Annotated in this window: 14 protein-coding genes and 1 pseudogene; 8 read left to right on the top strand and 7 right to left on the bottom strand. The window is 62.4% G+C overall.

Annotated elements, in window-relative coordinates:
* Positions 1-1,013 (bottom strand): annotated as a pseudogene (locus GNZ12_RS15455) (NAD(P)(+) transhydrogenase (Re/Si-specific) subunit beta); the annotation flags it as partial.
* Between GNZ12_RS15455 and GNZ12_RS15450 the strand changes: the two are divergent.
* The 8 genes from GNZ12_RS15450 to GNZ12_RS15415 all read left to right on the top strand — a co-directional run bounded on the left by GNZ12_RS15450 (position 1,013) and on the right by GNZ12_RS15415 (position 9,264).
* Entirely contained in the window at positions 1,013-2,623 is a 1,611-nt protein-coding gene (locus GNZ12_RS15450) for an FMN-binding glutamate synthase family protein (protein WP_172311196.1), read from the top strand. The pseudogene GNZ12_RS15455 and the gene GNZ12_RS15450 sit on opposite strands and share 1 nt — an antisense overlap.
* Positions 2,624-2,785: 162 nt before the next feature.
* Positions 2,786-3,412 (top strand): FkbM family methyltransferase, encoded by a 627-nt coding sequence (locus tag GNZ12_RS15445; RefSeq protein ID WP_172311194.1) that lies wholly within the window; start codon positions 2,786-2,788, stop codon positions 3,410-3,412.
* Between the two features lie 36 nt (positions 3,413-3,448).
* Complete coding sequence (locus GNZ12_RS15440; RefSeq protein WP_172311192.1) at positions 3,449-3,631, top strand: hypothetical protein; 183 nt, start codon at positions 3,449-3,451, stop codon at positions 3,629-3,631.
* Positions 3,632-3,839: 208 nt separating this feature from the next.
* On the top strand, positions 3,840-4,847 hold the full coding sequence (gene glyQ, locus GNZ12_RS15435) for a glycine--tRNA ligase subunit alpha (RefSeq protein WP_172311190.1): 1,008 nt from the start codon (positions 3,840-3,842) through the stop codon (positions 4,845-4,847).
* Positions 4,848-4,862: 15 nt separating this feature from the next.
* The gene (gene glyS, locus GNZ12_RS15430) at positions 4,863-6,962 is read left to right on the top strand and encodes a glycine--tRNA ligase subunit beta (RefSeq protein WP_172311188.1); all 2,100 of its coding nucleotides are present in this window, start codon (positions 4,863-4,865) and stop codon (positions 6,960-6,962) included.
* A 10-nt stretch (positions 6,963-6,972) separates the two neighbouring features.
* Complete coding sequence (gmhB, locus tag GNZ12_RS15425; RefSeq protein WP_172311186.1) at positions 6,973-7,530, top strand: D-glycero-beta-D-manno-heptose 1,7-bisphosphate 7-phosphatase; 558 nt, start codon at positions 6,973-6,975, stop codon at positions 7,528-7,530.
* A 40-nt stretch (positions 7,531-7,570) separates the two neighbouring features.
* Positions 7,571-8,329 (top strand): lysophospholipid acyltransferase family protein, encoded by a 759-nt coding sequence (locus tag GNZ12_RS15420; RefSeq protein ID WP_172311184.1) that lies wholly within the window; start codon positions 7,571-7,573, stop codon positions 8,327-8,329.
* A 44-nt stretch (positions 8,330-8,373) separates the two neighbouring features.
* Positions 8,374-9,264, top strand: coding sequence for a M48 family metallopeptidase (locus GNZ12_RS15415; protein WP_172311182.1), 891 nt, complete (start codon positions 8,374-8,376; stop codon positions 9,262-9,264).
* Between the two features lie 103 nt (positions 9,265-9,367).
* Here the strand turns inward: GNZ12_RS15415 and GNZ12_RS15410 are convergent, their stop codons facing one another.
* From GNZ12_RS15410 to GNZ12_RS15385, 6 genes are all read right to left on the bottom strand, one after another.
* Positions 9,368-9,766: a hypothetical protein gene (locus tag GNZ12_RS15410; RefSeq protein WP_172311180.1), complete on the bottom strand. Its 399-nt coding sequence runs from the start codon at positions 9,764-9,766 to the stop codon at positions 9,368-9,370.
* 26 nt (positions 9,767-9,792) lie between these two features.
* A complete protein-coding gene (gene gloA, locus GNZ12_RS15405) occupies positions 9,793-10,179 on the bottom strand; it encodes a lactoylglutathione lyase (protein ID WP_172311178.1) in 387 nt (128 codons plus the stop codon).
* 102 nt (positions 10,180-10,281) lie between these two features.
* Positions 10,282-11,934 (bottom strand): long-chain-fatty-acid--CoA ligase, encoded by a 1,653-nt coding sequence (locus GNZ12_RS15400; protein ID WP_172311176.1) that lies wholly within the window; start codon positions 11,932-11,934, stop codon positions 10,282-10,284.
* An 83-nt stretch (positions 11,935-12,017) separates the two neighbouring features.
* Positions 12,018-13,838 (bottom strand): alkyl sulfatase dimerization domain-containing protein, encoded by a 1,821-nt coding sequence (locus GNZ12_RS15395; RefSeq protein ID WP_172311174.1) that lies wholly within the window; start codon positions 13,836-13,838, stop codon positions 12,018-12,020.
* 109 nt (positions 13,839-13,947) lie between these two features.
* Entirely contained in the window at positions 13,948-14,634 is a 687-nt protein-coding gene (locus GNZ12_RS15390) for a TetR/AcrR family transcriptional regulator (protein WP_172311172.1), read from the bottom strand.
* A gap of 163 nt (positions 14,635-14,797) precedes the next feature.
* Positions 14,798-15,754, bottom strand: coding sequence for a LysR family transcriptional regulator (locus GNZ12_RS15385; protein ID WP_172311170.1), 957 nt, complete (start codon positions 15,752-15,754; stop codon positions 14,798-14,800).
* Positions 15,755-15,761 lie beyond the last annotated feature (7 nt).

The raw sequence follows: 15,761 nt of genomic DNA, 5'->3' as shown, positions 1-15,761 counted from the left end.
CGCGCCTTGTACGCCTCGATGATCGGCATGCCCGCGATCGGTGACTTCGGATCGTTCTTGGCCGCCGGATTCACCACGTCGTTCGCGCCGAGCACCAGCACCACGTCGACCTGACCGAACTCGCCGTTGATGTCGTCCATTTCGTAGACCATGTCGTACGGCACTTCGGCTTCGGCGAGCAGCACGTTCATGTGACCCGGCATCCGTCCGGCCACCGGGTGAATCGCGTACTTCACCTCGATGCCCTTCTCGACCAGCTTGTCGGTCAGCTCCTTCAACGCATGCTGTGCACGTGCCACGGCAAGACCGTAACCCGGCACGATCACCACGGTTTCAGCATTGCCAAGCATGAACGACGCATCGTCGGCCGAACCCGATTTCACCGGACGCTGCTCAGCCGACCCACCTGCCGCCGCTGCGCCCGCCTCGTTACCGAAGCCGCCGAGAATCACGTTGAAGAACGAGCGGTTCATCGCACGGCACATGATGTACGACAGGATCGCACCTGACGAACCCACCAGCGAGCCCGCGATGATCAGCATCGGATTGTTCAGCGAGAAGCCGATGCCCGCGGCCGCCCAGCCCGAATACGAGTTGAGCATCGACACGACCACCGGCATATCCGCGCCGCCGATCGGAATAATGATCAGCACACCGAGCACGAAAGCGATCAGCGTCATGATGACGAACGGCAACCACGATTGCGTGAGGAAGAAGATCACGCCGAAGCCGAGCATCGCGAGCGCAAGCAGCAGGTTGATCAGGTGCTGCCCTGCATAGACCACCGGTGCGCCCTGGAACAGCCGGAACTTGTACTTGCCCGACAGCTTGCCGAACGCGATCACCGACCCGGAGAACGTAATCGCGCCGACGAACGTGCCGATGAACAGCTCGACGCGATTGCCGTACGGCAGGAAGCCCGGAATCGGATTGTCCGGATCGACGAGGCCGAAGGCCGACGGTTCCGACACCACCGCATACGCGATACAGACAGCCGCAAGACCGATCAGCGATGTTTTCTCGACGTTATCTGGCGATGTGGTGCGCAGTTGCTCTGCTCGCCCTCTGTGCGGTGCTGGCCGCGACGCATCACATTTCGTGGTTCTGGATCATCGTACCGGTGGCGCTCGTCGCGCTCGGCCTCTTCGACCTGAACCAGGAACACCACGCGATTCTGCGCAACTATCCGCTGTGGGGCCACTTCCGTTTCCTGTTCGAATTCATCCGCCCGGAAATTCGCCAGTATTTCGTCGAGGACGATACCGACGAGAAACCGTTCTCGCGCGCGCAACGCAGCATCGTCTATCAGCGCGCGAAGAACGACGTGGATAGCCGCCCGTATGGCACTGAACTCGACGTCAAAGCTGTCGCGCACGAGTGGATCAGCCACTCGCTCGCGCCGACCAAAGTCGACAACCACGACTTCCGTATCGTCGTCGGTCCGGACCGCGCGCAGCCTTATTCGATGTCGATCTTCAACGTCTCCGCGATGAGCTTCGGCTCGCTGTCGGCGAACGCGATCATGGCGTTGAACCTCGGCGCGAAGAAAGGCAACTTCGCGCACGACACGGGCGAAGGTTCGATGTCGAAATACCACCGCGAGCATGGCGGCGACATCATCTGGGAAATCGCTTCGGGTTACTTCGGCTGCCGTAACGACGACGGCACCTTCAGCGCGGAGAAGTTCGCGAAGCAGGCCGCCGAGCCGCAAGTGAAGATGATCGAGGTGAAGCTCTCGCAGGGCGCGAAGCCCGGTCACGGCGGCGTGCTGCCGGCGGCGAAGATCACGCCCGAGATTGCGGAGACGCGCGGCGTGCCGATGGGCCGCGATTGCATCTCGCCCGCCACCCACTCCGAATTCTCGTCGCCGCGCGGCCTGCTCGAATTCGTCGACCGTTTGCGCACGCTGTCCGGCGGCAAGCCGACCGGGTTCAAGCTGTGCATCGGGCATCCGTGGGAATTCTTCGGCATTGCGAAGGCGATGCTGGAGACGGGGATTTTGCCGGACTTCATTGTGGTCGACGGTGCGGAGGGCGGCACGGGCGCAGCGCCGCTGGAGTTCACCGATCACGTCGGCGTGCCGTTGCAGGAAGGCCTGCTGCTGGTGCATAACACGCTAGTCGGTATCGGCTTGCGTCAGCGCGTCCGCATCGGCGCAAGCGGCAAGATGATTACCGCGTTCGACATCACGAAGACGCTGGCGATCGGTGCGGACTGGGTCAACGCGGCGCGTGGCTTCATGTTCGCCGTCGGTTGCATTCAGGCGCAGACCTGCCACACCGGCCGCTGCCCGACGGGCGTCGCAACGCAGGACCCGGTGCGTCAACGTGCGCTGGTCGTGCCGGACAAGGCCGAGCGCGTGTTCAACTTCCATCACAACACGCTACATGCGCTGAAGGAAATCATTCAGGCTACGGGGCTCAAGCATCCAGCGGAACTGCGCGCGCATCACATCGTGCGGCGCGTATCGTCGCATGAGGTACGGTTGATGTCCGAACTGTTGAAGTATCTCGAACCGAACGATCTGCTGAACGGCAATTATCGCTACACGCTGTACGAGAAATATTGGCCTATGGCGCAAAGCGATTCGTTTGCGCCGAAGGTCGAACTGGCCGCGACGTAATCCGGTTGTGGCGGCGATTGGCTCGTGAGCCGATCGCCGCCTAAGTCTTAGATTTAGACGGCGAGTTCTTGCAGAAAAATAAGAATCCTTAAGAGCCCGTCTTATATACAAGGACAGCGGCGAACCGTACATTTGCGTGGTCTTTTTCCACGCTCAATGTCCATGGTTACTCCCCCTCCTGCTCCGCTGCCGCTCAGCGAGCACACGCAACTCGTCCAGACCCGCCATGGCTGGATGCTCACCAATCCAAACGACTTCTATCTCGGCCGCGCACTCATCGAGTACGGTGAATGCAGCGAGCTCGAATCCGCCGTGTTGCGACAGTTGCTTGTGCAACCTGGCATCGTCGTGGAAGTCGGCGCGAATATCGGTGTGCATACGATCATGCTGGCGCGTGAGGCACAGGCGCGTCGTCAGGTGCTCGTAGCGTTTGAGCCTCAGCCGGTGATCTTTCAGAACCTCTGTGCGAATCTCGCGGCCAATGGTGTGCGTAACGTACTGGCCTGGCCGTATGCGTGCGGGGCAACTGCGGGGACGCTGCATTTTGCGCAGCCGGACTATGACGCGCCGGGCAACTTCGGTGGCGTGTCGATGCAGACGGAGGCCGCGGCGGACACGCTCCCGGTTCCGTGCGTGCGGCTGGACGACGTGCTGCGCTCGCATACCGTGGGGCTGCTGAAGCTCGACGTGGAAGGGTTCGAGTTGAACGCGCTGCTAGGGGCGAAGGAAACGATTGCCCGCTCGCGGCCTGTGATTTATGTGGAGAACGACCGGCTCGACCAGTTCTAGGCGTTGATTGAGTGGTTGTGGTCGAAGGAGTACCGGTTGTGGTGGCATTTGCCGCCTTTGTTCAACCCGGGCAACTTCTTTGAACGCGAGGAGAATATCTACGGCCGCGTGGTGTCGTGCAATATGCTCGCGCTACCGCGGGAGTTGGAGATGGAGATTGATGGGTTTGTCGAGGTGACAGATTCCGCCACGCATGCGTTGATGAGATTGAGCAGTTAGCGGACGGGACGCGTCTCGAGAAGAAGAACGACAATCGGCCGCCTGAAGCGGCCTTTTTTCGTTTGGAGAACACTTCGGTCCCCGTCCGACCCCGTAAAACGGACACCCCCCTCCCTTTCCGTTAAAATCTACGGTTTAGCACTTCGCTCCACGGCCAGCTCGCGCGCTCCGGCGTTTGCGGCGCGGCCCTATGCCCGAAAGGCACTTCATGCTCACGTTTCAGCAAATCATCCTGACACTGCAGTCCTACTGGGATAAGCAGGGTTGCGCGTTGCTCCAGCCGATCGACATGGAAGTCGGCGCGGGCACGTCCCACGTCCATACTTTCCTGCGCGCGATCGGTCCGGAACCGTGGCGAGCAGCCTATGTGCAGCCGTCGCGCCGCCCCAAAGACGGCCGGTACGGCGAGAACCCGAACCGCCTGCAGCATTACTACCAGTACCAGGTCGTGCTGAAGCCGGCGCCAGAAAACATCCTCGACCTGTACCTCGGCTCGCTGGAAGCACTTGGCTTCGATCTGAAGCAGAACGACGTGCGTTTCGTCGAAGACGACTGGGAAAACCCCACGCTCGGCGCCTGGGGCCTTGGCTGGGAAGTGTGGCTGAACGGCATGGAAGTGACCCAGTTCACCTACTTCCAGCAAGTCGGCGGTCTAGACTGCAAGCCGGTGCTCGGCGAAATCACCTACGGCCTCGAACGTCTGGCCATGTATCTGCAGAAGGTCGAGAACGTCTACGACCTCGTCTGGACCGAGTGGGAAGAGCAAGGCCCGAACGGCCCGGAACTGCGCCGCCTGACGTACGGCGACGTGTACCACCAGAACGAAGTCGAACAGTCGACCTACAACTTCGAGCATGCGAACGTCGATCTGCTGTTCACGTTCTTCAACAGCTACGAAGCGGAAGCGAAGCGCATGATCGAAGCGCAGATCGCGCTGCCCGCTTATGAACTGGTGCTGAAGGCCGGCCACACGTTCAACCTGCTCGACGCCCGCGGGGCGATCTCCGTCACGGAACGTGCAGCCTACATCGGCCGGATTCGCGCGCTGTCGCGTCTGGTCGCACAGGCTTACTACGACTCGCGCGAGAAGCTCGGTTTCCCGATGCTCGGCAATCCGGTGCACGGCGTGCCCGGCCTGACGACCGACGAACAGGATGCAGCCATGCCCGCATGGGCACCGCCGCTGAAAATCGAACGCAAGATCGACCAGGACTGACGAGAACATCAAGAAATGACTCAACCCCATCAAGCTACCCTGCTCGTCGAGCTGCTGACCGAAGAACTGCCGCCGAAAGCGCTCGCGCGTCTCGGCGACGCCTTCGCCGAAGGCATTGCGCAGCGCCTCGCGGCGCGCGACCTGGTCGAAGGCGAACTGTCGTTCGAACGTTACGCCACACCGCGCCGCCTCGCCGTCACGATCAAGAACGTGCGTTCAGTCGCGCCGGAAAAACATGTGCGCGAAAAAGTGCTGCCGGTTTCCGTCGCGCTCGATAAAGACGGCCAGCCCACCGCGCCGCTCGCCAAGAAACTGGCCGCGCTCGGCTTCCCCGATTTTTCGGTGAACGACCTGGAACGGGCGCAGGACGGTAAGGCCGAAGCCTTCTTCCTGCGCTACGCCGCGCCGGGCGCCACGCTCGCCGAAGGCCTGCAAAGCGCGCTCGACGAAACGATCGCCAAGTTGCCGATTCCGAAGCCGATGACGTATCAGCGCCCGGACGGCACCAGTGTGCAGTTCGTGCGTCCGGCGCATCGTCTGACCACGTTGCACGGCGAACAGGTCGTGCCGGTCACGGCATTGGGCGTCGATGCCGACGACACCACGCTCGGCCACCGCTTCCTGTCCGAAGGCCTCGTGCAGATCCAGCACGCGGATTCGTACGCCGATACGCTGATGCACAAGGGCCACGTGGTCGCAAATTTCGCCGACCGCAAGGAAACCATCCGCACGCATCTGCTCGCGCAAGCCGACGACGACCAAGTCGTCATGCCGGAAGCGCTGCTGGATGAAGTGAATTCGCTGGTCGAATGGCCGGTGGTCTACGCCTGCCGTTTCGAGGACGAATTCCTGCAAGTGCCGCAAGAATGCCTGATCCTAACGATGCAGACGAACCAGAAATACTTCGCGTTGACGGATGCGAACGGCAAGCTGCGCTCGCGCTTCCTGATCGTGTCCAACATCGAAACGAAGACGCCGGGCGATATCGTCGAAGGCAACGAGCGCGTGGTGCGTCCGCGTCTGGCTGATGCGAAGTTCTTCTTCGAGCAGGACAAGAAGAAACCGCTCGCCGACCGCGTGCCGCTGCTCGCGAACGTCGTGTATCACAACAAGCTGGGTTCGGCTCTACAACGCGTCGAGCGCGTCGAGGCGCTGGCCGGTGCAATTGCCTCGCTGATCGGCACAGATGTCGCGCTCGCGAAGCGCGCCGCGCGCCTCGCCAAGGCCGACCTGATCACCGACATGGTCGGCGAATTCCCCGAGCTGCAAGGCACGATGGGCACGTACTACGCGCGCCACGACGGCGAGCCGGAAGAAGTCGCGCTGGCATGCTCGGAACACTATCAGCCGCGTTTCTCCGGAGATGCGTTGCCGACCACGGCAACCGGCACCGTCGTCGCTCTCGCCGACAAGCTCGAAACGCTGGTCGGCATCTGGGGCATCGGTCTGCAACCGACCGGCGAGAAAGACCCGTTCGCGCTGCGCCGCCATGCGCTCGGCGTGCTGCGGATTCTGGTCGAGAAGCAACTGCCGGTCGATCTGATCGAACTGTTGCGTACTGCTTACGCGCAATTCGCCGCAGTAGCGGGCGTCGCTGACTCGACTCAGGCGATCTACGAATTCAGCATGGACCGCCTGCGCGGTCTGCTGCGCGAGCGCGGCTATGCGCCGGGTGAAATCGACGCGGTGTTGGCACTGGAACCGACGCGCCTCGACGACATCGTCGCGCGCCTCGATGCAGTGCGCGAATTCGCGGCGTTGCCGGAAGCGGCCTCGCTCGCGGCGGCCAACAAGCGCATTTCGAACATCCTGAAGAAGTCGGAAAGCGCCACGAACGGTGGCGTGCAGATCACGCTACTGACCGAAGCGGCGGAACAAGCCTTGCATGCGCAGCTCGAACAGGTCGCGCCGCGCGTGCAATCGCAACTCGCCGCACGCGACTACACGGGCGCGCTGACCGCGCTCGCCGCGTTGCGCGAACCGGTCGACACGTTCTTCAACGACGTGATGGTCAACGCCGAAGATCCGGCGTTGCGCGCCAACCGTCTGGCTTTGCTCGGCGCACTGCATCAGCAGATGAATTGCGTCGCCGACATTTCCCGACTCGCCGCCTGAGCCCCGCGCCATGCCAACCAAAAAGGTGGTGATTCTCGACCGCGACGGCGTGATCAACGTCGATTCCGACGCGTTCATCAAGTCGCCGGACGAATGGGTTGCCCTGCCCGGTTCGCTCGAAGCGATCGCGCGGCTGAACCAGGCGGGTTATCGCGTGGCAATCGCGACCAACCAGTCGGGCATCGGCCGCGGTCTCTTCGACATGAACGCGCTCAATGCGATGCATCTGAAAATGCATCGCATGGCGGCGGCGGTCGGCGGGCGCATCGACGCCGTGTTTTTCTGCCCGCACACGGCGCAGGATCAATGCGAATGCCGCAAACCGAAGCCCGGCATGCTGAAGATGATCGCCGAACGTTTCGAAGTCGATCCGCACCATACGCCGGTGGTCGGCGACGCGATGCGCGACCTGCAAGCGGGCGCGTCGCTCGGCCATCCGACGCATCTGGTGCTGACCGGCAAGGGCCGCAAGACGCTCGCAGCCGGCGGCCTGCCAGAGGGCACGCGTGTGCACGACGACCTGCGCGCGTTCGCACTCGACTTCCTTGCCGACGCTCATCACGAGTGACGCGCACCACGCGCGTCTCCCACCCTCACTGACCACGCCGATGCGCTTCATTCGTTCTTTGCTGCTGCTGATCTACTTCGTGCTCTTCACGGTGCCGTACGCAACCGCGTGCTTCATCGCGTTTCCGTTCATGCGAGCCGACAATCGCTACTGGATGGCGGCCGGCTGGTGCCGCGCCACGCTCCACACGGTGCGCTGGCTGAACGGCATCCGCTACAACATCGAGGGCTATGAGAACCTGCCCGATGGTCCGGCCGTACTGCTGTCCAAGCATCAATCGGCATGGGAAACGCTGGCGTTTCCGGCGCTGATGCCACGGCCGCTGTGCTACGTGTTCAAGCGCGAACTGCTGTACGTGCCGTTCTTCGGCTGGGCATTGGGCATGCTGAAGATGGTTCACATCGATCGCAAGGAAGGTAAGTACGCGTTCGAATCGGTCATCAAACAAGGCAAGCAACGCATGGCGGAAGGGGCCTGGGTGATCATGTTTCCGGAAGGAACGCGTACGCCGACCGGCAAGCAAGGCAAGTACAAAACAGGCGGTGCGCGTTTTGCCATTGCCACCGGCGCGCCCGTCGTGCCGATCGCGCACAACGCCGGACGTGTGTGGCCGCGCAACTCGTTTCTCAAATATGCGGGTATAGTCACAGTGTCGATCGGCAAGCCGATCGACACGACGGGGCTCACGCCCGATGAAGTGAACACGCGCGTCGAAAAGTGGATCGAAGCTGAGATGCGTCGCATCGATCCTACCGCGTACCGCGCGGCGGAAAGCACTTCCGCCGCCGCACCAATCTGACGCGCCCGCGCCCTCGAAGGCGCATTTGCGCGAAGCCGAATCTGATGCAGAAGTCTCCTACGTCGCAGCCCGCTGCGGCGCTCGATAACCGGCAGCTCGATCTCCCGCTCTTTGCCGAGCCGGGGTCGACGTCGTCGTCCCCGTCACCGTCCGCACCAACGACCGGCTCGCAGAGCGGGCAGCAGCCGGCCGTGCCGCTCGCACCGGACGGCAGCAAGCTGCGCAGCCTCACCATCGGTTCGCGCACGCTGCATTACGTGCTCAAGCGCTCGGCACGCCGCTCGATCGGCTTTGCGATCGACAGCACCGGCTTGATGATCACCGCACCACGTTGGGTCACGCTCGCGGATATCGAAACCGCCATCACCGAAAAGCAGCGCTGGATTTTTACGAAGCTGATCGAATGGCAAACGCGTGTCGAACAGCGTGCGTTGCCCAAGGTTGACTGGAAAGATGGTGCGGAAGTGCCGTATCTCGGCCAGCCGGTGCGCGTGAAGCTCGGCTCGCCGCAAGGCACGCTCGCGTTCAACGCGGATGAAGCCGCGCTGCAAGTGCCGCTGCCATTGCAAGCGGACCCGCAGCAGATCAAGGATCGTGTGCAAGGCTGGCTGCAAGGCGAAGCAAAACGCCTGTTCGGCGAGCGCCTCGCGATCTACGCGGAGAAGCTGGGTGTCAACTATCGCGCCTATGCACTATCTTCTGCGGCCACGCGTTGGGGCAGCTGTTCAAGCGACGGCAAAATTCGACTGAACTGGCGGCTGATTCACTTCCCGCTGTCGATCATCGATTACGTCGTCGCGCACGAGCTCGCGCATCTGCGCGAGATGAATCACAGTCCGCGTTTCTGGCAGACAGTCGAGTCGATTTTTCCGGAATTCCGCGAAGCGCGGCAGACGTTGAAGTCGCATCCGCCGGAATTGCTGCCGACGCTTTAAAGCCTTCGGGCCTTCTTCGGCCCTTCAAGACTTCGGTCTTTCGGCTATGAAGCCTTGAAACCGGCGCCTCAACGCGAAGCGCCGGCCCTCTGAAGCCCGCAACTCAGTCCGTACAGAAGGTTTCCTGCAGGTGACGCCACGTCACTTTGCCGTGCGCGTCGAGGTCCATCACCGCCGTCGAGCGCCGCACGTTCGCATTGCCCGCGCTGTCGCGCTGATACTCACGATATTTCACCACTGCGCCCGATGGATACTCGGACACGATCTCCATATCGCGGATCGTGATCCGCGAGCCGGGGCGCGCGCCGTTCAGCTTCGCGAAAATCTCCCGCAGGCCCGCGAAGTCCAGAGCGAGACCGGACGGCATGACCAGCGTGAATTGCGGCGCGAAGCGCGCCATGATGCGATCCAGCGCGCCGTGATCCGCGGAACCGTCGAACAAAGCCTGGATTTCGACGTGGATGTCGCCAAGTTCTTTGAAGTAGGGATTGCTGTGATTCATTGCCTGTCCTCGCCCCGCCGCTTACGTCACTTTTTCTTCTGGATGAACTCGATCTTGTAGCCGTCCGGATCTTCGACGAAGGCGATCACGGTAGTACCGTGTTTCATCGGACCGGCCTCGCGCACGACCTTGCCTCCCTGGGCCTTGATCTTGTCGCATGCCGCGTAAGCGTCTTCGACTTCGACCGCGAGGTGCCCGAAGCCGGTGCCGAGGTCATACGACGGCGTGTCCCAGTTGTGCGTGAGTTCAAGTACGGTGCCGTCGCGTTCGTCTTCATAGCCCACGAAAGCAAGCGTGAACTTGCCGTCCGGATAGTCATTCCGGCGCAGCAATTTCATACCGAGCAGGTCTGTGTAGAAGGCAATCGAACGGTCCAGGTCGCCGACCCGGAGCATGGTATGAAGCAGGCGCATCGTGTACTCCCTAGTGCGTGATGTCGAGAACGACAATGTACCCGGAATTACGCCAAGCTGCAGAGCGTGCCACACTCGGCGAGCCGCATGGCACGCCCGTTTTCAGCCCGCGCTCTTCACCTCGTCGCGCAATGCGCGCCGCAGAATCTTGCCGACGTTGGTCTTCGGCAGCTCGCTGCGGAATTCGATGATCTTGGGGCGCTTGTAACCCGTCAGTTGCCCCTTGCAGAACGAAAAAATATCCGCGTCGGTGAGCGCCGGATCTTTCTTCACCACGTAGAGCTTCACGACCTCGCCCGCCTCCGCGTCCGGCACGCCGACCGCCACGACCTCAAACACGCCCGGATGCTTTGCCACCACACCCTCGATTTCGTTCGGATAGACGTTGAAGCCCGACACCAGAATCATGTCCTTCTTGCGGTCGACGATCTTCACGAAGCCCTCTTCCGTCATCACGCCGATGTCGCCGGATTTGAAAAAGCCGTCCGGCGTCATCACCTTCGCGGTTTCATCAGGACGGTTCCAGTAGCCGGCCATCACCTGCGGCCCACGAATGCAGATTTCGCCGCATTCGCCGAGAGGCACCTCGTGGCCGGCGTCGTCGCGAATCGAAATATCCGTGGACGGCAGCGGCAAGCCGACCGTTCCGGTGAACGCGGTGGACGTCGGCAGATTGGTTGTGGCGCACGGCGAGGTTTCCGAGAGCCCATAACCTTCGACGATTGGCACGCCGGTCAGCGCCTGCCAGCGTTGCGCGACGGCCTGCTGCACCGCCATGCCGCCGCCGTTCGATTGCACCAGCCTGGAGAAGTCGAGCGTTTTGAGGTCGGGTTCGTTCAGCAGCGCGTTGAACATGGTGTTCACACCCGGGAACGAGTTGATCGCGTAGCCTTGCAAGGCTTTGATCAGCCCCGGCAGATCGCGCGGATTCGGAATCAGGATGCCCATGCCGCCGCAACGCATCGTCAGCAGGCCGCAGACCGTCAGCCCGAAGATGTGATACAGCGGCAGCGCGACGACCGCGATGAACTGCTTGATGTCGGTACGCCCGCGATAGACCGGCTCGCGCCACAACTCCGATTGCAGAACGTTGGCGATCAGATTTCCGTGCAGCAAGGTGGCGCCCTTCGAGACGCCGGTGGTGCCACCGGTGTATTGCAGCACCGCCACATCACCTTGCGTGAGCGTGACAGGCGTGAAGCCCGCGTCCGAACCACGGGCGATGGCATCGTTCAGTGCAATACGCGAAGTTGGCGGCACATTGTCCGCAACCTCAGGACTACCCGCACCGAGCATCTCGCCGATCGAGGTCAGCACGACATGCCTGATCGACGTATTCGCTTGCACGGCCTCGAGCGTCTTCGCGAACGGTTCGAGCAGCACGATCGCTTCCGCGCCGCTGTCGTTCAGTTGATGCTCCAGTTCACGCGGCGTGTACAGCGGATTGACGTTCACCACTACGTAACCGGCACGCAGGATGGCCGCCATGGCCACCGGATACTGCAGCACATTCGGCAACATCACGGCAATGCGCGCCCCACGCGCAAGGCCTAGCCATTGAAACCACGCCGCAAGGTGGCGCGACTTCGTATCGAGCTCGCCGTAAGTCAACTCGCGGCCCATGCAGACGAACGCGCGCTCTGCCGCGTGCGTCTCAAAACTCTGCTCCAGCAAGTCGCCAAGGGAGCTGAACTGCGTAGTGTCGACCTCCGCCGGCACGCCCGGCGGATAGGACTTCAACCAGATTTTTTCCATGTCTCCTCCTTGGGTTTCGCATCGCGATGCGCCGATGCACGACGTGCCACAGCGCCGGCGCGCCGATGCGAGCCGCTCCGCTTCTATCGCGTAGTCAGCGCAGGCATACGCCGCGCGGGCTGGTCGAAGCAATTGAAGAAGCTGCGCAACTGCTCGGCCGTGCCACGCTCCAGCACGACTGTGCCGCTCTCGAGGCACTTCGGCAACTGCGTCGCCATGTCGCGCAGCATGCCGTACAAGGTGCTGGTATCAAGCGCGAGTTGAAGGCCGACCGCCGAAGGTATGCGCTCGTGAATCTGCAACACGCCACGCCGTAGTTCGAGCGCATGCGTTTCATTGCGATCCGTCACGCGGAATGCGAGCGTCATCTGCACGTTGGCGCAACGTTCCGGATCGACGTTCACGCTGAAGCGCTGGAACACATTGCGCAACGGTTGGGCGCGCAACACGTCCACCGAGGCAAGACTCGAGCTGCCCGCAAACGGTAGTTCGTCGTAGGCGTGTTCGAGTTCGCGCGCCGCGCTCAGATACCAGTTGCGCCAGTTGGTGTTCACCGTGCGGTAGCCCAGTTCGCGCAACGCAGTCGCTTTGAGGTTGCGCGCGTCGGCGTTGGTTTTATCGAGGCGCACCAGCAGCGTGGCCAGCTCCGCGGCCCAGCGCCAGTCCGACTCGTCCAACGCCACGCGTGCTGCGGCGCGCACCGCTTCCACGCCGCCCATCATCTTGACCATGCGCGCCGAACGTTCAGCGCGCGGCAGCGGATCGAACGACGCCGGATCGCCATCGAACCAGCCGAGTTGACCGCTATAAACCTGTCGTACTGAATGCTTGACCGTACCGTAGTACTCACCGAGCCAGGCATGCTCTGCGAGATGCGGCGGCAGCGCGGGAATGGCCTCGGCGAGTTCGTCCGGGCTCAGACCGAAGTTCATGTGACGGATGGTCTGGTCGTGGATGAACTGGATGGCGTCGCGATACACGCACAGCACCTCGGCGACATACTGCGCGCCCGATACCGGCCGACCATGCGCCGGCACCATATGGGCCGCGTTGAAGCCGCGCATCATGTCGATGGTCTGATACCAGCGTACCGGATCGCGGTAACGCGTGCCGCGCAACGTATGCACGTTCGCCAGACACTCGCCCTGGATCACTTCCGCCGACAGCAGCACGCCAAGCTCGGGCAGCCACATGACGATTTCGTCGTCAGCCTCCGATGGCGCATAGCGGAACTCGAAACGCACGCCCGCCAGCACGATGCCGAGCTTGTCGTCGAACACGCGGGTCGGTGCGAAGAAGCTCGCCGGCTCGGCGATCAGCACCGGTCCGATGCCCGCGTTGACCTTGCCGGTCGCGCCGGCCGGCAGCAGCGTGCCGAAGCTGTACGCCGAACGCGTGGAGAGAATCGGTGCGACGAGGTTCGCGTTGTTGATCACGGTGTCCATCAACGAGCGGTGCGCGATGATCTCGACGCTGCCCGCCTCGAGCGCGGCCTCGTCGACGAAAGCCCGCACGCCGCCAGTGTGGTCCGTATGGTTGTGCGTGTAGACCACGGCCTTGACCGGCAGCCCTGCGTGCCGCGGATCGATCGCACAGAAGTCCTCATAGATGCGTTTCGCTGCGGACACCGCCTCGGTCGCGTCAATCACCACGATGCCGTCGTCGCCGACCACGAAGATGATGTTCGCGATCGCGTAACCGACCGCGCAATACACGCGCTCGGCGACGCGATAGATGCGCTGCGCCATGCGCCGCGAGTGTTCGGTCAGGCGCGGCGGCACGGTCGGCGCGGCAATGGCGAAGGCGAGATTCACGCCGGCGTCGAACGCGACATCGAGCGGTTCGCCGATATGCGGCGCGTCGAAGGCGGGATTGCGAACTAGTTCGGGGCAACATGAGCTCATGCGGTCTCTCCTTGAATATTCGGCTGCGCGTAGCAGGAATCGCGCTGCATCTGGATCGGTTTTCTATTAATGGAATAAGAATTCTGATTCCGATTTATAAGTAAAAAAATCAGCCCTCCGGCAAACCGAGGCAGCGTCGCAAACGAACTTGCAGCCATGACCGCAGTTGCCGGCTGGAGAGCGACAAAGGACCCGGGTCGTTCAGCACGCTGTTGACCAGCATGCCGAGGATCATTTGCAAGGTGGCGCGTACTTCGAATTCGAGCGACTGCGTCGCGTTGTCATCGGTCTTGATGCCGCGCGACTGTGCCAACGCGCTGACGAGACGCGGCACGACCATCGCCAGAACCTCGTGATTAGTCGATTTCACAGCGTCCCAGCTCTCTTTGCGCTGCGACGCCCGCAGCAACGACGCGTGATACAGCCCGCGATTGCGCCGGAACGTCGCGACATAAAACGAAATGACCGCATCGGCAAGCGTGCCCGCATCGTTCGAACGCCAGGCCGGATCACGCTCGACGGTCTCGCGCACGTACTCGAGCCCCTCTTCCATCGCCGCGTCCTGGACAACTTCGAAGAAGCTGTCCTTATTGTCGAAGCGCCGATAAAACGCGCCGATCGACGTACCCGCACGCTCGACGATATCGTTGATCGACAGATCGTCGAGATTGCCGCTCGTTTCGATCAGCTCGCGCCCGGCTTGCAACATGCGAACGAGACCCTGCTGGCTGCGCGTCTGAAGCGGCGCCGCGATGCTGCTGGCCTGCGCTTCGCGGCCGCGTGGTGAAGTCGTCATACGGAGTTCGGCCTAAGTTCGCTGCGCTGAGAAAATGGAAATTCACGGCGAACCGGAATCTGGATTCCGGATCGTCTACGATTGAGATCGCTGTGTCAACCGCATCCAGGGTAATCACGGGGGCCAGTCATGCGATCGCCCAGGCGACCATTCAGCGGCCCACTCACGTCACCAGTGCGTCGGGATGCAGCAAGCCCCGCGCGGCACGGTTGGCGTCCTCCATCACCCGTTCGGCGAGTCCCAACGCGGAATGCGCGGCGGGCGAAGGTGTGCGCTCAGCCAGATACACCAGCGCAAATTCAAGCGCGAGACGCGGCGGATTGATGAGCGGAATGCGCGCCAGCCGCCGCATCTCCAGATCGCGCCGCACCGCGGACGCCGTGGAGAACAGCACGGCATCGGTCTGCGCCACGACGTCTTTCAGCACCGCCACGTCGTTGCATTCGATCTGCAACGGAATCTGCTCGTGCGCGCGGTACTTGAGCAAACGATGCAGGGCGTCCTTCATGAACGCGGGCAAAGTCACCGACACCAGCGGGAACTCGCGCAACGCCGCGAGCGGCACCGTGTCGTGTGCAAACAGGGGATGGTCCGGCCGCGCGAACCAGCCACCCTCGTGACGCGGCAGACGCTGCAACGTGACATCCGGCGTCACGGGCGGCACACGCCGGTCAGTGACCAGAAAGTCGATCTGTTCGGCACGCAGTTTGGCGAGCAGCCCATCGCCTTCGCCGAGTTCGATCGACACTTTAATCTTCGGAAAGCGCCGCGCGAACTCCACCAGCAGGTCTGGCAGCAGCACGACCGCCGCGTAGGGTCCGAGGCCGATGCGCAACTCGCCGAGTTCGTGTGCCTTCAGCAGTTCGACGTCGCGAAACAGGCAGCGCGTTTCGAACAGCACGCGCCGGGCGCGCTCGACCAGCAGCCGCCCGGCCGCCGTCATCGCGACGCCGCGTGCCGCGCGGTCGAACAGTTTCATGCCGACCTCCTCTTCGAGCGCCTGAATGCTGCGGCTCAACGCCGGCTGGCTCAGATGAACCCGCTCGGCCGCGCGCGCAAAACTGCCTTCCTCCGCGAGCGCGATAAGATGGGTAAGGCGGCGGGAATTGACCTCATGCATAGCTTGC

The sequence above is a fragment of the Paraburkholderia solitsugae genome, from assembly GCF_013177695.1.
Taxonomy (GTDB): Bacteria; Pseudomonadota; Gammaproteobacteria; order Burkholderiales; family Burkholderiaceae; genus Paraburkholderia; species Paraburkholderia solitsugae.
This window is presented reverse-complemented; position numbering and strand designations above follow the sequence as displayed.

Coding starts and splice junctions, on each gene's coding strand:
- GNZ12_RS15390 (WP_172311172.1), bottom strand. CDS start 14,634: ATGACGACTTCACCACGCGGCCGCGAAGCGCAGGCCAGCAGCATCGCG.
- GNZ12_RS15400 (WP_172311176.1), bottom strand. CDS start 11,934: ATGGAAAAAATCTGGTTGAAGTCCTATCCGCCGGGCGTGCCGGCGGAG.
- GNZ12_RS15395 (WP_172311174.1), bottom strand. CDS start 13,838: ATGAGCTCATGTTGCCCCGAACTAGTTCGCAATCCCGCCTTCGACGCG.
- glyS (WP_172311188.1), top strand. CDS start 4,863: ATGACTCAACCCCATCAAGCTACCCTGCTCGTCGAGCTGCTGACCGAA.
- GNZ12_RS15445 (WP_172311194.1), top strand. CDS start 2,786: ATGGTTACTCCCCCTCCTGCTCCGCTGCCGCTCAGCGAGCACACGCAA.
- gmhB (WP_172311186.1), top strand. CDS start 6,973: ATGCCAACCAAAAAGGTGGTGATTCTCGACCGCGACGGCGTGATCAAC.
- GNZ12_RS15450 (WP_172311196.1), top strand. CDS start 1,013: ATGTTTTCTCGACGTTATCTGGCGATGTGGTGCGCAGTTGCTCTGCTC.
- gloA (WP_172311178.1), bottom strand. CDS start 10,179: ATGCGCCTGCTTCATACCATGCTCCGGGTCGGCGACCTGGACCGTTCG.
- GNZ12_RS15385 (WP_172311170.1), bottom strand. CDS start 15,754: ATGCATGAGGTCAATTCCCGCCGCCTTACCCATCTTATCGCGCTCGCG.
- GNZ12_RS15415 (WP_172311182.1), top strand. CDS start 8,374: ATGCAGAAGTCTCCTACGTCGCAGCCCGCTGCGGCGCTCGATAACCGG.
- glyQ (WP_172311190.1), top strand. CDS start 3,840: ATGCTCACGTTTCAGCAAATCATCCTGACACTGCAGTCCTACTGGGAT.
- GNZ12_RS15420 (WP_172311184.1), top strand. CDS start 7,571: ATGCGCTTCATTCGTTCTTTGCTGCTGCTGATCTACTTCGTGCTCTTC.
- GNZ12_RS15410 (WP_172311180.1), bottom strand. CDS start 9,766: ATGAATCACAGCAATCCCTACTTCAAAGAACTTGGCGACATCCACGTC.